This is a genomic window from Celeribacter sp. SCSIO 80788 (genome assembly GCF_051054295.1).
In the GTDB taxonomy this organism is placed as follows: Bacteria; Pseudomonadota; Alphaproteobacteria; order Rhodobacterales; family Rhodobacteraceae; genus Celeribacter.
In genome coordinates this window covers 2,913,011-2,926,979 of record NZ_CP150482.1, presented here as the reverse complement: position 1 = coordinate 2,926,979, position 13,969 = coordinate 2,913,011, and the positions used below count along the sequence as shown (strand labels likewise).

10 protein-coding genes are annotated in these 13,969 nt (G+C 60.2%); 8 read left to right on the top strand and 2 right to left on the bottom strand.

The features are described from left to right. The first annotated feature begins 106 nt into the window (after positions 1–106). Positions 107–1,000, top strand: coding sequence for a LysR family transcriptional regulator (locus tag V1471_RS14745; RefSeq protein WP_434289771.1), 894 nt, complete (start codon positions 107–109; stop codon positions 998–1,000). Here the strand turns inward: V1471_RS14745 and V1471_RS14740 are convergent. Together V1471_RS14740 and V1471_RS14735 are read right to left on the bottom strand one after the other, a co-directional pair. After that, positions 997–1,551: an ActR/PrrA/RegA family redox response regulator transcription factor gene (locus V1471_RS14740; RefSeq protein ID WP_434289770.1), complete on the bottom strand. Its 555-nt coding sequence runs from the start codon at positions 1,549–1,551 to the stop codon at positions 997–999. The two genes, V1471_RS14745 and V1471_RS14740, sit on opposite strands and share 4 nt — an antisense overlap. 77 nt (positions 1,552–1,628) lie before the next feature. Then, positions 1,629–2,258, bottom strand: coding sequence for an SCO family protein (locus V1471_RS14735; RefSeq protein ID WP_434289769.1), 630 nt, complete (start codon positions 2,256–2,258; stop codon positions 1,629–1,631). A 91-nt stretch (positions 2,259–2,349) separates the two neighbouring features. Between V1471_RS14735 and regB the strand changes: the two genes are divergently transcribed. The 7 genes from regB (at position 2,350) to trxA (ending at position 13,900) form a co-directional block, all read left to right on the top strand. After that, on the top strand, positions 2,350–3,753 hold the full coding sequence (gene regB / locus V1471_RS14730; protein WP_434289768.1) for a sensor histidine kinase RegB: 1,404 nt from the start codon (positions 2,350–2,352) through the stop codon (positions 3,751–3,753). Positions 3,754–3,835: 82 nt separating this feature from the next. Continuing rightward, positions 3,836–5,425 (top strand): PAS-domain containing protein, encoded by a 1,590-nt coding sequence (locus V1471_RS14725; protein WP_434289767.1) that lies wholly within the window; start codon positions 3,836–3,838, stop codon positions 5,423–5,425. Positions 5,426–5,494: 69 nt separating this feature from the next. Continuing rightward, a complete protein-coding gene (locus V1471_RS14720) occupies positions 5,495–6,529 on the top strand; it encodes an aminoglycoside phosphotransferase family protein (RefSeq protein ID WP_434289766.1) in 1,035 nt (344 codons plus the stop codon). A 26-nt stretch (positions 6,530–6,555) separates the two neighbouring features. Further along, a complete protein-coding gene (locus tag V1471_RS14715; protein WP_434289765.1) occupies positions 6,556–7,179 on the top strand; it encodes a nucleotidyltransferase family protein in 624 nt (207 codons plus the stop codon). Continuing rightward, positions 7,179–10,151: a double-strand break repair protein AddB gene (gene addB, locus V1471_RS14710; RefSeq protein WP_434289764.1), complete on the top strand. Its 2,973-nt coding sequence runs from the start codon at positions 7,179–7,181 to the stop codon at positions 10,149–10,151. Before V1471_RS14715 ends, addB begins: the two co-directional genes overlap by 1 nt. Beyond that, complete coding sequence (gene addA / locus V1471_RS14705; protein ID WP_434289763.1) at positions 10,144–13,524, top strand: double-strand break repair helicase AddA; 3,381 nt, start codon at positions 10,144–10,146, stop codon at positions 13,522–13,524. Before addB ends, addA begins: the two co-directional genes overlap by 8 nt. Before the next feature lie 55 nt (positions 13,525–13,579). Continuing rightward, complete coding sequence (gene trxA, locus V1471_RS14700) at positions 13,580–13,900, top strand: thioredoxin (protein WP_066703517.1); 321 nt, start codon at positions 13,580–13,582, stop codon at positions 13,898–13,900. The last annotated feature ends 69 nt before the right edge of the window (positions 13,901–13,969 follow it).

The following is a 13,969-nucleotide window of genomic DNA, read 5'->3' as shown; positions in this document are numbered from 1 at the left end:
TGTAACATGGATTTACTCCCGAAAAGCTCGACATTGGCTTCATCTATTACCTATGATGAAAGTGATCCACTCAGGGATTTTTCGAAACTGTAAATAGAAATTACATATGCCCGACATCGACTGGCGCCATATGCCTTCGCTCTCCACCCTGCGCGCGTTTGAGGCGACCGCGCGCCTCGGCTCGTTTACCGCCGCGGGCCGGGCGCTGAACGTCACCCATGCCGCGATCACGCAGCAGGTGCGCGCGCTTGAAAAGGATCTTGGGCTGACACTGTTGCAACGTGAGGGCAGGGGGATGGCGCTCACCGAGGCCGGACGACAATTGGCCGAGGCGCTTTCCGATGGGTTTGCCACGATTTCCGACGGGATCGCTCAGGCGCGTAACGGGCCGAGGTCGCGTGGCCTTCGGGTGACCTGCACCCCCGCGCTGTCCTATGCTTTCATCATCCCGCGTCTTGGGCAATTCTGGGACGATCACCCTGACATTCCCGTGTCGCTCACGCCGTCGGGTTCGGTCGACGATCTGAAACGGCGGCAATTCGATCTCGGCATCCGCACCGGAAGCGGCAATTGGCCGGGTGTCGATGTCGAACCTCTTTGGAGCACGCGGATCATTCTGGTCGCCAGTCCGATCCTGATTGGCAAACACGGGGGCGATATCGCGAAATTGCCGCTGCAAAACATGCCTTGGATCAGGTCGCGGTCACAGTCGGAAGACATTGATTTGATGCAGAAATGCGGCGTGGATGGCGGCAAAGCCTCGGCGATTTACATCGAAGGCCAATCGGAAAGCGTGCAGGCCGTGGTGCGGGGCGTTGGGATGACGTTTGTGTCGGAAATCGCCGTCAGCGACGATCTGAAAAGCGGGGGGCTGGTCCGCTTGCCCTACGATCTCGGACAGGACTTCACCTATTTCGCCGCCACGCCAAAAGGGGTGGAGCGCGCCTCCACCCGGCTGTTCATCGACTGGCTAAAGACCCTCGCGCCCGAAGCGGTTTAGCGCGGGGAGCGTTTCGCCAGAATACGTTGAAGCGTGCGACGGTGCATGTTGAGGCGGCGCGCGGTTTCCGAGACGTTGCGGTCGCAAAGCTCATAGACCCGCTGGATATGCTCCCAACGCACACGGTCGGCGGACATCGGATTTTCCGGCGGCGGCGGAAGCTCGTCGCTCGTCGACAAAAGCGCATGCACGATGTCATTGGCATCGGCGGGTTTCGACAGATAATCTGTCGCGCCAATCTTCACGGCGGCCACGGCGGTGGCAATGGCGCCATACCCGGTCAGAACGACGATGCGGCTGTCCGGGCGTTTTTCGCGCAGAACCTCGACCACATCGAGACCGTTGCCGTCTTCAAGTCGAAGATCGACCACCGCATAAGCCGGCGGGCGCGCCGTGGCAATCGCCCGACCCGCAGCGACGGAACCGGCCATCTCGACATCGAAACCGCGTTTTTCCATCGCACGCGCAAGGCGGCGCAGGAACGGTTCGTCGTCATCGACCAAGAGAAGCGACTTGTCTTCGCCCAGTTCCACAATCTCGTCCGCGTCCATCTCGGACCCTCCCGCCATCGGCATAAATCTGATAAATTCAGATAGGTTTTAGAACGAGTCTAAGGGAGGGTCAATTTTTACCCTGCGGCGTCTATGAAACAAGCCACCCGATCCGCCATCTGCTCGGCCGTATCCTCGCGTTTGAAGAAATCGACAAAACCGATCTCCGGGAACACCAGATAGGCGAAGGTCGAATGATCGACGAGGTAATATTCCGGATCGCCGTCTTCCTGTTTCTTGTAATAGGTTTTGTAGGCCATGGACGCGGCCTTGACCTGTTCCGGCGTGCCGGTGAGGCCGATCATGTTGTCATGGAAGAGCGAGGTGAATTCCTTGACCACCTCCGGCGTGTCGCGCTCCGGGTCGATGGAGATGAAGGCGGCCTGTGCGTCATAACCGCGCTCGTCGAGGATTCGCAAAGCATCGGCGTTGCGCATATTGTCGAGCGGGCAGACATCCGGACAGAAGGTATAGCCGAAATAGAGGATCGTCGGCTTGGTGAAGACATCCTTGTCGGTCACGGTTACGCCGTCTTCATTCACCAATTCGAAAGGTCCACCGATCGCGGCGGCTCCACCGCCCACAGATGACACGCGGCACTGGACAAAGGGATCGTCAGCAGCAGGACGTGTGGCGTACCAGACGGTTGCGCCAATACCGACAGCCACAAGGGCAACGGCTGCGAGGGCAATGGATTTCGTGGACATCTTTCTCTCCTGTTCGTTGCTGCGCATTGATCGGGAGAAACACTCGCACTAACAAGGGTTTTAATGACGCAGCGGGATAAAAATCACGTCAATGACTGAAAACGGAAACGGTCTCTTTACCGGCGAGCGGCGCTCCGACTGGGTACGCTTGCGCACTCTGGTCGCCGTGCGCTGGATCGCCATCGCCGGTCAGATCGGCACGATTCTCATCGCCATGCTCGCGCTTGGCCTGCGCTTCGATCACGGGGCTTTCGCGCTGGTCATCGGCGCGTCGATCATCCTCAACATCGTGTCGAGCTTCATTTACCCGGAAAACACCCGGTTGAGCGAGCGCGGCGCGACGCTGATGCTGCTGTTCGACATCCTGCAACTGTCGGCGCTTTTGTATTTCTCCGGCGGGCTGAACAATCCGTTCTCCATGCTCATCCTCGCGCCGGTGACGATTTCCGCCTCTGCTCTGCGTCCGAAATCCTCGATCCTCACCGGCGCGGTTGCCATCGCTTCGGTCAGTGTGCTCGCGCTCTATTATGTGCCCCTGCAAACCGGCGAGGGCGACATTCTGACCATGCCGGGTCTGTTTTTGTTCGGCTCCTGGGCGGGGATTGTCATCGGCGTGGTGTTTCTCGGCGTGTTTTCCTGGAAAGTCGCCTCGGAGATCCACACCATGTCGGAGGCGCTTCTGGCCACCCAGATGGCGCTCACCCGTGAACAGAAACTGACCGACATCGGCGGCGTCGTGGCCGCCGCCGCGCATGAGCTGGGCACACCTCTGGCGACCATCAAACTTGTGTCGAGCGAGCTGGTCGACGATCTCGAAGGTCAGGAAGCGCTGCGCGACGACGCCCGTCTGATCAACGAACAGGCCGACCGGTGTCGCGACATTCTGCATTCGATGGGGCAGGCCGGAAAAGACGACCTGCATATGCGTTTCGCCCCGCTGCAAGCTGTGGTCGAAGAAGCCGCCCAGCCCCATATGGCACGCGGCAAATCGGTTCATCTCGACGTGCTCGGCGCCGAGGACGAAAGCACACAGCCCTATGTCTTCCGGCGTCCCGAGATCATCCACGGGCTGCGCAATCTGGTGCAGAACGCGGTGGATTTTTGCGAAACCACTGTCTGGGTCGACATCAGCTGGAGCGCCAACGACATCCGGCTTCGGATCATTGACGACGGCGCGGGGTTTCCCGCCTCCCTGATCGGTCGCATCGGCGATCCGTTCATGCACGGGCGGCGCACCGAGCGGTCCGACAAGGATGCCGAGAAACGCCCGGCGTATCAGGGCATGGGGCTCGGCCTCTTCATCGCCAAGACCCTGCTGGAGCGCACCGGGGCGGAGATTGCCTTTTCGAACGGCTCCGATCCGCACGATCTGCATCTGCACGCCGGTCGCCGGTCGGGCGCAATCGTAGAACTCGCTTGGCAAAGGACAATGATCAGCGTCCCTGAAGGGGAACAAAACAAGGCCTTGGGCGAAAATACGCTTCTGAACTCGTGAAACAGGCGCGTTTTAACCACGCGTTAACCATCATTACCGACACTGTCCCCATCGCTTATGCGCTGTGTCTGATGGGAATCACATGTCACCGAATGCCCTGTTCACCTTTGTTTCTCTGATTGTCGGCAGTTTCGGCATTGCATTTCTTGTGCTTTACGGGCTGGCCCGGCTCGCCGCGCATAAAGAACGAGTAGATGCCATCACACTGGCCTCGCAGGACAACGATATCGTCTTTCTCTTCGACGACGAGAAACTGGTGAACGCCACGCCCTCCGCGCAAAGCGTCCTTGCCGCTGCGGCGGATGTCGGCTCCGACTGGTCACGGCTTTTGTCCGTGATGATCTCGAAATTTCCAGCCCTGCAACACGAAATCGCCGAACTGGCCGATCGTGGCAATATGGCACTCGAATCCCGGGATGGCAGTGCGGTTCTCAAATGCGAATGGCGCAACGGCCTGGCCCGGCTCACCCTGTTCGACCGGGAAACCGAACAGGCGCATATCGACATGGATCGCCATTCCCTCATGGCCATGGAACAAGAACTGGAAACGCTCCGTGCCACGACGGAGAATGTGCCGTTTCCGGTCTGGCGCGAGGTCGAAGATGGCACGATCAGTTGGGCCAACAGCGCCTATATCGCCCTCGCAGACAGCCTCTCGGACACTGGCGAAACGACAAGTTGGCCACCCGCAGCCCTGTTCGACACCAACCTTTTGGCGCAAGCGGGTCCGAATGAATCCCGCCGTCTGAGTTTCAAGGACAGGAAGGGCGAGCCGCATTGGTTCGACATCCATCGGTTCGCCATCGGCAGCGACTCGCTTTACGCAGCGAGCTCCGCCGATCGCACGGTCAAGGCCGAAGAAACCCTGCGCGAATTCACCCAGACCCTGACCAAGACGTTTTCGCATCTCACCATCGGTCTGGCCGTGTTCGACCGCAACCGGCGTCTGGCCCTGTTCAACCCGGCCTTGACCGATCTCACCGCTCTGCCCGCAGAGTTCCTGATCACGCGCCCGGCACTCACCTCTTTCCTCGACCGGCTGCGCGACAATCAGATGATGCCAGAACCCAAGGATTACAAATCCTGGCGTCAGGAAATGACCGCGCTCGAAAATGCCGCAGAAGATGGAACTTATGAAGAGGTCTGGACACTCCCGAGCGGCATGACCTACCGGATTTCCGGTCGTCCGCATCCCGACGGCGCCATCGCCTTTTTGTTCGAGGATATTTCCGCCGAAATGTCGCTCACCCGCCGCTTCCGGGCCGAGATCGAAACCGGTCAGGCCGTGCTCGACAGTCTGTCCGAAGCCATTGCGGTATTTTCCGGCGAAGGCATGCTGGTCATGGCGAACAGTGCCTACACGTCTCTCTGGGGTCTCGACCCACTCGAAGGCATCGTCGAAACCAGCATCACCGATGCTACGCGTGTCTGGCACGCCAAATGTGCGCCATCTACGCTTTGGGGCGACATTCGTGACTTCGTCGGCCAGACCGGGGAACGCAGCGAGTGGATCGGCCAGACGCGGCTCTGGGATGGGCGTCGGCTGAATTGCCGTTTTGTCCCTTTGCCGTCCGGGCAAACACTTGTAGGTTTCACCCCCGAGGCGCGCGCCAGCACCCTGCGCCCGGCGTTGCGACCACAGGCCAGCGGTACGCATTTCGTCGAGATGTAAGCCACCTCTTGTATCCCCCGCACCGGGGCCTAAAGTCGGGCGACACACGTCCGACACAAAGGCCCCAACGTGACCCAATCCACCGATCGCGCCGAAAATCTCGCGGCATTCCTGCATTCCAGCGACTGGGCTTCAGCGCGCTCGGTTGCTTTGGCGGGTGACGCCTCCCGCCGCCGCTATCATCGCATGTTCGATGACACCTCCGGGCGTCAGGCCATCGTCATGGATGCCCCACCGGAGGCTGGCGAAGATGTCCGGCCTTTCCTGAAAGTCGCTTCTTATTTGCGCGATCTCGGACTTTCAGCCCCTGAAATCTACGCCGCAGATGAGGATAAGGGTTTCCTGATCCTCGAAGATTTCGGCGAAGATCTATACGATCGGGTCTGCCTGCGCAGCCCCGCCTCGGAACCCGAGATTTACGACGCAGCCGTGGACGTTCTGGTCCGGTTGAGCAGCGCCGACCCGATGCAAGGGCTCGAAGATTACGGTCCGAAAATGACCGATCTCGCCCTGTCCTGCTTTCGCTGGTATGCAGAACCGATCCTTGAGCGCGACCTCTCAGAAGAACGTGAAGCCGCACGCGTCGCTCTCACGCCGCTGATCGACGAGCTCGGCCCCGGCCGCGTGACCATTCTTCGCGATTATCACGCCCAGAACCTGCTCTGGCTTCCGGAACGCTCCGGGACGGCACGTGTCGGCCTGCTCGACTTTCAGGATGCCATGCTGGGCCACCCCGCTTATGATCTGATTTCCCTGACCACAGACGCGCGCCGCGATGTTTCCAGCGCCATTCAAACCCGTTGCATCGACCGGTTTTGCGACGGTTTGGGCCAGAATCGGGTCGATTTTTCTCGTCAGGCTGCGATTTGTTCCGTCCAGCGCAACCTCCGCATCCTGATGGTTTTCGGGCGCATGTCCCTGCATTTCGGGCGCCCGCATTACGTCGACCTGATCCCCCGCGTCTGGTGCTATCTGCAACAGGATTTGCAGCACCCCGATCTGGCCGATCTGGCAAGACTGCTCCGCAACACGCTCCCCGAACCCGATGACAAAGCACTCGAAACCCTGAAGGCAAAATGCGGCACCATCCCGACTCTGCAATGATCTTTTGCGCGGGGCGCGGCACCCGCATGAAAGAGTTGACCATCGACCGGCCCAAACCGCTCATCGAGGTGGCCGGGCGGCCTTTGGTGGATCATGCGCTCGCGCAACTGGCCGGGGTGTCCCGTCGCGTCGCCAACCTGCATTACCTTCCCGAACGCCTTGAACAACACCTCAAGAACGCCGGTGTTCAGACGATTTACGAGGAAGATCTCCTCGAAACCGGCGGTGGTTTGAAAAATGCCCTGCCGATGTTTCACGAAGAGACCCTCTTCACGATGAACACCGATGCGGTCTGGAAAGGTCCGCAAGCCTCCGGGGTCCTTGCCGCACATTGGCAGCCGGACAAGATGGACGCCCTGCTTCTCGTCGTCCCGAAATCCCGCGCCCACGGGCATCTGGGGCAGGGGGATTTCGATCTGTTACAAGACGGCCAACTGCGCCGCGGCACTCAGACCGTTTACACAGGGATGCAGATTTTGAAAACTGACCCGGTCGCAGACATCGAAGACCGGCATTTCTCGCTCAACCGCGTGTGGGAAACTCTGTTCCATGCCGGACGGATTTATGGGGTGGAATATGAGGGGCATTGGTGCGATGTCGGCCATCCCGATGGCATTGCCATTGCTGAAGAGGTTTTAAAGGAGGCGTGATGTTCGCCGAGGTGGGGAAACCGGGTTTGTTTGGCGTGCCCTGCGGCGCGGATTATCCGCATGCGATCAAGGCCGGTCTTCTAAGCCACCTGAAAGACACGCCGCCCGAGCTTCTGGCGCGCACCGAGATTTTCGTCAACACCTCACGGATGCGCAAAGATATTCAGCGTACCTTCGACGATGGATCGACCCGATTCCTGCCCAAAATTCGCCTTTTGACCGAATTGGGAACGGATCATCGCTTCCTCGATCTGCCGGTTCCGGTGAACAGTCTGCGCCGACGCCTTGAGCTCTCGCAACTCGTGGCGCATTTCCTGCGACAGGAACCGCAATTCGCCACCCGCGCCTCGATTTTCGATCTGTCCGACAGCCTCGCGCAAGTACTCAGCGAAATGCAGGACGAAGGCGTCACCCCCGAAGACATCCGCAGCCTCAAGGTTCAGGACTCCTCCGGTCACTGGCAAAAGTCTCTGCAATTTCTCTCGATCATCTTCGACTTCTTCGGTCCCGAAAGCGCCGCCGATCCGGGATCGGAGGCCCGCATGAAGCTGGTCATCGACCGGCTGGAGCGGCAATGGCGCGACACCCCGCCGGATCATCCGATCCTTGTGGCGGGATCGACCGGCTCGCGCGGCATGACCGCCCGCTTCATGTCCCTCGTCGCCAAGCTGCCGATGGGCGCCGTCATCCTGCCAGGCGTCGATTTCGACATGCCGGACAGGGTTTGGACGCAAATCCGAAACCCCGAACGTGCTTCGGTCGAGCATCCACAGGAACGCACCGCCCGCATGGCCGAACGTCTTGATATTCGCCCGCAAGATATCCGGCCCTGGCATACGAGCGGATGTGCCAATTCGACCCGAAACCGGCTTGTTTCTCTTGCTTTGCGGCCTGCCCCCGTGACGGATCAGTGGATGGAGGAAGGCCCCGCCTTCAAAGACGTCGCGCAGGCCACACAAAACATGACCCTGATCGAAGCGCCGGACATGCGCATCGAATCGAATGCCATCGCGCTCGTGCTACGTCAGACTGCGGAGCTCGGCAAAACGGCCGCTCTGATCACGCCCGACCGCGATCTCGCCCGGCGCGTCACCGCCTTGCTGGATCGCTGGGGAATTGTTCCTGACGACAGCGCCGGGATTCCACTCAATCAAACGCCTCCCGGCCGCCTGTTGCGCCACCTCGTCGGTTTCATCGGCCGCACCATGTCTGCCGAAGATTTGCTCGTGCTGCTGAAACATCCGCTCTGTGCGCGCGGTGCGCAAGGCGACGAAGGCCGCGGCTACCATCTGCTGTGGACACGCGAACTCGAAGTTCATTTGCGTCGCAAGGGTCCGGCTTTTCCCTCACGCGAAGACATTCTGAAATGGGCCATCGAGTCCGGTCAGGACAAGGCCGACAAGGAGGGGCGCACACACTGGGCGGGCTGGATTTCCGATCTTGTCGAACATATCCAGATTGCGCCAGAGGGCCCGCTGTCGGATCATCTGAATCGTCTTGTTGCGCTGGGTTCGGCTCTTGTCAAAGGTCCGACAGGCGATGATGACAGTGAGCTTTGGGCGCAGAATGCCGGTCGCGAAACCCGGCGTCTCGTCGAAGATCTGCACCGAAATTCCGACTACGGCGGCACGTTTAATATCCATGAATTCGCCGACCTGTTCCGCGCCATTCTCGCGCGCGGCCAGGTGCGCGACCCCTCACCCAAACATCCGAAAGTGATGATCTGGGGGACGCTGGAGGCACGATCCCTGCAAGCCGATCTGGTGATCCTTGCCGGTCTGAACGAAGGCATTTGGCCACAGGCCGCAGGTCAGGACCCTTGGTTCAGCCGCGATATGCGGCGCCAGGCCGGGCTGATTTCACCCGAACAAATGATCGGCCTTTCCGCCCATGATTTCCAACAGGCCATCGCAGCGCCAGAGGTCATCCTAACCCGCGCCAAACGCGATGCAGAGGCGGAAACCGTCGCTTCGCGCTGGCTCATCCGGCTGACCAACCTGATGGCGGGGATGTCGGACGAGGGACGTAAGGCCCTCGAGAACATGCGCAAGCGGGGCACCGCGTGGATGGGGCTTGCAGACGCGCTCGACGAACCCGACACAGCCATCCCGCCCGCAAAACGGCCAAGCCCGCGCCCGCCCAAAGACGCCCGCCCCCGGCAACTCTCCGTCACCCGGATCGAGACCCTGATCCGCGATCCCTATGACATTTACGCCAGCCGCATCCTGCGCCTGAGCAAGCTCGATCCGCTGTCCCGCGACCCCGACATTCGCGAACGGGGCACGGCGCTGCATGCGATCATGGAGCGTTATCTCAAACAGATCGGCGACGACAGTCATGAGGCTGCCCTCGCACGGTTTATGAGCGTCGCCGAAGAGGTGCTCGAACAAGAGGTGGCCTGGCCCTCGGCACGGCGTGTCTGGCTGGCCCGGGTCCACCGGATTGCCGATCAACTGGTGCGGGATGAGCGCGACAGGCTGACAAAGGGCACCCCTTGCGGGATCGAAGCCAAGGCCGCCATGCATCTGCCCGAGGTGGATTTTTCCCTGACCTGCAAGGCCGACCGAATCGACCGCAAGGAAGACGACACGTTCATCATCTACGATTACAAAACCGGCACACCGCCCAGCGAAAAACAGACCCGAAAGTTCAGCATTCAGCTTCTGCTCGAGGCCATGATGATGGAAGCGGGCAAGTTCGAAAGCGTACCCATGGGACGCGTGTCCGAAGTCGCCTATCTCGGGCTCAATGCCGCGTTGAAACAGGTCGTTCTGCCGCTTGAGCCCCACGATATCGCGGAAATTCGCGGTCGGCTCGCCACACTGATTGCCGCCTATGACGATCCCGATCTCGGCTACACCTCCCGCCGGATGATGGAGACCGTGCAATACAAGACCGATTTCGAACATCTCGCACGTTTCGGCGAATGGTCGATTTCCGATACCCCCGTGCCGGAGGACCTCGATGACTGAGATGAACGAGGCCACCCGGCGGCAGATCATGGCCGCGCGCCCGGACATGTCCACATGGCTCTCGGCCAATGCCGGTTCGGGCAAGACAAAAGTGCTCACGGATCGCGTGGCGCGGCTCTTACTCGATGGCACGCCACCGCAGCATATCCTTTGCCTGACCTACACCAAGGCGGCCGCAGCCGAGATGCAGAACCGGCTGTTCAAACGCTTGGGCGATTGGGCCATGTTGCCGAATGCGGAGTTGACGACCGAGCTGCAAGCACTGGCCCCGGACAAGGATCTGGACAGTGACGTGCTCCGCCATGCCCGCACGCTTTTTGCCCGTGCAATCGAAACGCCCGGCGGGTTGAAGATCCAGACCATCCACTCCTTCTGTAGCGCGCTTTTGAGACGATTCCCGCTCGAAGCGGGGGTGTCACCGCAATTCAAGGAAATGGACGACCGGCAATCCCGCCGCATGATCGCCGATATTCTCGAAGATCTGGCCCTTGGCCCCTCGCGCGATATGCTCGATGCCGTCGCACTTCATGTCAGCGATCTCGACCTGACGGAACTTGCGCTCAAGATCGTGGCGAAACGCGACGGTTTTCTGCCCGCGAAAACCGAAAAGGACATCTGGTCCTGGTTCGGTCTGCCCGACGGCTACGATGAAGCCGCGCTTCTTGCCGATGTCTTCCTCGGCGGTGAACGGGAGATGTTTGCCTCCTGTGCTGCCCTGATGGAAGGATCGAGCGCCGCCGACCAGAAAATGGCTCCGTTTTTCCGTCTTTGGGCTGGATTGGAGCCGGGTTTGGCTCTTGTAGAGCAGCTATGCGACAAGCTTCTTACCGGTGAAACCGCCAAAACCCCGCTGCAATCGAAATTCTATGCCCAGCATTCAAGCCTGCCGACGCGCAAGCTCATTGACGCCCATCCCGGCGCCTTTGACCGTCTCGAAGAACTGATGAAACGGGTGGAAACCATCCGCCCCCGTCTGTTCGCGCTTTACGACGCCAAACGCACGCTCGCGCTGCACCGCTTCGCCCAAGCGCTCCTGCCACCCTATCTGGAGCGCAAGGCGCAACTCGGGCTTTTGGACTTCGACGACATGATCCGCCGCGCCCGCGATCTTTTGTCGATCTCGAACGTGTCGCAATGGGTGCTTTACCGGCTCGATGGCGGCATCGACCACATCCTTGTCGACGAGGCACAGGACACCAGCCCCGATCAATGGCGCGTTGTGCAATTGCTGGCGGGCGAGTTCACCTCGGGCGAGGGCGCGCGTGCCGATGTGACCCGCACGATCTTTGTCGTCGGCGATCACAAACAGTCGATCTATTCCTTTCAGGGCGCAGCCCCCGAAGCCTTCGACCAGATGAAGGCGCATTTCGGCGCACGGCTCAACGCCGTCGGACAACCGTTGCAGGATCTCGCGCTGCAATATTCGTTCCGCTCCTCACCCGCGATTTTGGCGGCGACCGATGCGGTCTTTGCGGCCAATGGCGGCGAGGGGGTCGGCGGCATCCCGGAGCATATCGCCTTCTTTGACGACATTCCCGGACGCGTTGACCTTTGGTCGCTTGAGGAACGCCACGACACCGACGAGGAAGATGAAAACTGGGAAGATCCGGTCGACATCATTCGCCCCGAGCATCACAACGCCCGCCTGGCCAAACGTGTGGCGGATTTTGTGGCAGAGCTTCTCGAATCCGGCTCAATTCCCGAAAAAGGCGGCAAAGGCCGCCCGGTTCAGCCCGGAGATATCCTGATCCTCGTACGCAGCCGCTCCGAGCTTTTCGGCCGGATGTTGCGCACGCTGAAATCCCATCCCTCGGGCATTCCCGTGGCCGGAGCCGACCGGATGACCTTGGGCGAGGAAATGGCGGTCAAGGACATGCGCTCCCTGCTCGCCTTCCTGTCCTTGCAAGATGACGATCTGGCATTGGCTGAGACCCTGAAATCGCCTCTGTTCAACTGGTCGGAGCGCGACCTTTATCGCCTCGCCCACGGGCGCACGACCATCACACTTTGGCGGCAACTCTATGAACGCCGGGCGGACTGGCCCGAAACCTACGCGATCCTCGAAGATTTGCGGCAGGTCTCCGACTTCCTGCGGCCCTATGACCTGATCGAACGGGTGCTGATCCGTCACGATGGGCGGCGCAAATTCATTGCCCGACTCGGTAAGGAAGCCGAGGACGGGCTGGATGCGCTTTTGCATCAGGCACGGAGCTATGAAACCGCCGAGACGCCCAGTCTCACCGGTTTCATCGCCTGGCTCGAATCTCAGGATATTCAGCTCAAACGCGTGCTGGATGAAAACTCCAACCTCGTGCGGGTGATGACGGCACATGGCTCGAAAGGGCTTGAGGCCCCGATCGTCATCCTGCCCGATACGTTGAAACAAATGCGGGAAACCCGCGAGGAATTCATCGAACCCGAGTCCGGGCATCTCGTCTGGAAAGGCGCTGCCGGGCAACGCTCCGATCAGGTAAAACAGAGACTAAACCAGCTCAAAATTGCCGATCTCGAAGAAGACAGGCGGCTTTTGTACGTGGCGATGACCCGGGCGGAAAAATGGCTGATCGTCTGCGGTGCCGGGGAAGAAAAACCCGACACATGGTATGAGTTGGTGAAACGGGGGCTTGCCGGCCTTGCCACCGAAACCTGCGAATTGGCGGGCCGTCTCGGAACCCGGTTCAGCCATGGGATCTGGCCCGACATCTCCAACACATCGGCAGTGTCACGGAAAACATCCCACAATTTGCCGGATTGGGCTCTGACTTCCGCCAAACCGCCCGAACCGGGCATGGACATCATCTCCCCCTCCGATCTCGGCGGGGCCAAAGCCCTGCCCGGCGAGGAGGGTGTTTTCGATAAAGAAACCGCCATGCGGCGTGGCAGCCAGTTGCACCGGCTGATCGAGGTCCTGCCCGGCGTCGCCCCACAAGATCGCGACACCGTCGCTCGCTTTGTCCTTTCCACTGGCGAAGAATCTGCGCTCGACGAAGAAATTCCGGAACTGATGTCCGAAGCGCTCAATGTCATTCACGGGCGCTACGACTGGGACATTTTCGGGCCCAACTCCCTCGCCGAAGTGCCTTACACCGACAAGATGGGGGACCGGATCATTCACGGCGTCATCGACCGGCTGATCGTGACCCCCGACCGCATCCAGATCGTGGATTACAAATCCAACACCGTCGTCCCGGAGCGCACTCAGGACATTCCCGAAGGCCTGCTGCGACAGTTAGGCGCCTATGCGCAGGCCGTCGGCGACATCTATCCGGGTCGAGAGATCGAAGTGGCGCTTTTGTGGACGAAAACCGCGACACTGCACCCCGTGTCTCTCGAGATCGTGATGGAGGCACTGGGTCGCACCGCCACATCTTGACCCATCAGGGGCAGAGGCATAGGTTTTTGCTCAAGTACAAATTCAGGAGAAGCCCATGGCGACCGTAAAAGTCAGCGACGACACTTTCGCATCCGAAGTCCTTGAATCCGACATCCCCGTGGTTGTCGATTTTTGGGCCGAATGGTGCGGCCCCTGCAAACAAATCGGCCCGTCCCTCGAAGAGCTGTCCGAGGAACTCGACGGCAAAGTCAAAATCGTCAAAGTGAACGTGGACGAAAACCCGAGCTCGCCGGCACAATTCGGCGTCCGCTCGATCCCGGCTCTGTTCATGTTCAAAGGCGGCGAAGTGGCCTCCGCGAAAATCGGCGCAGCGCCGAAAGCGGCTCTCGCCAACTGGATCGCCGAAGAGTCCTGATTTTCAGGCAGATGATACGAATTCGGGCGCCCCTTGTGGCGCCCTTTTTCATGTCCGGTTTGAAGGTAC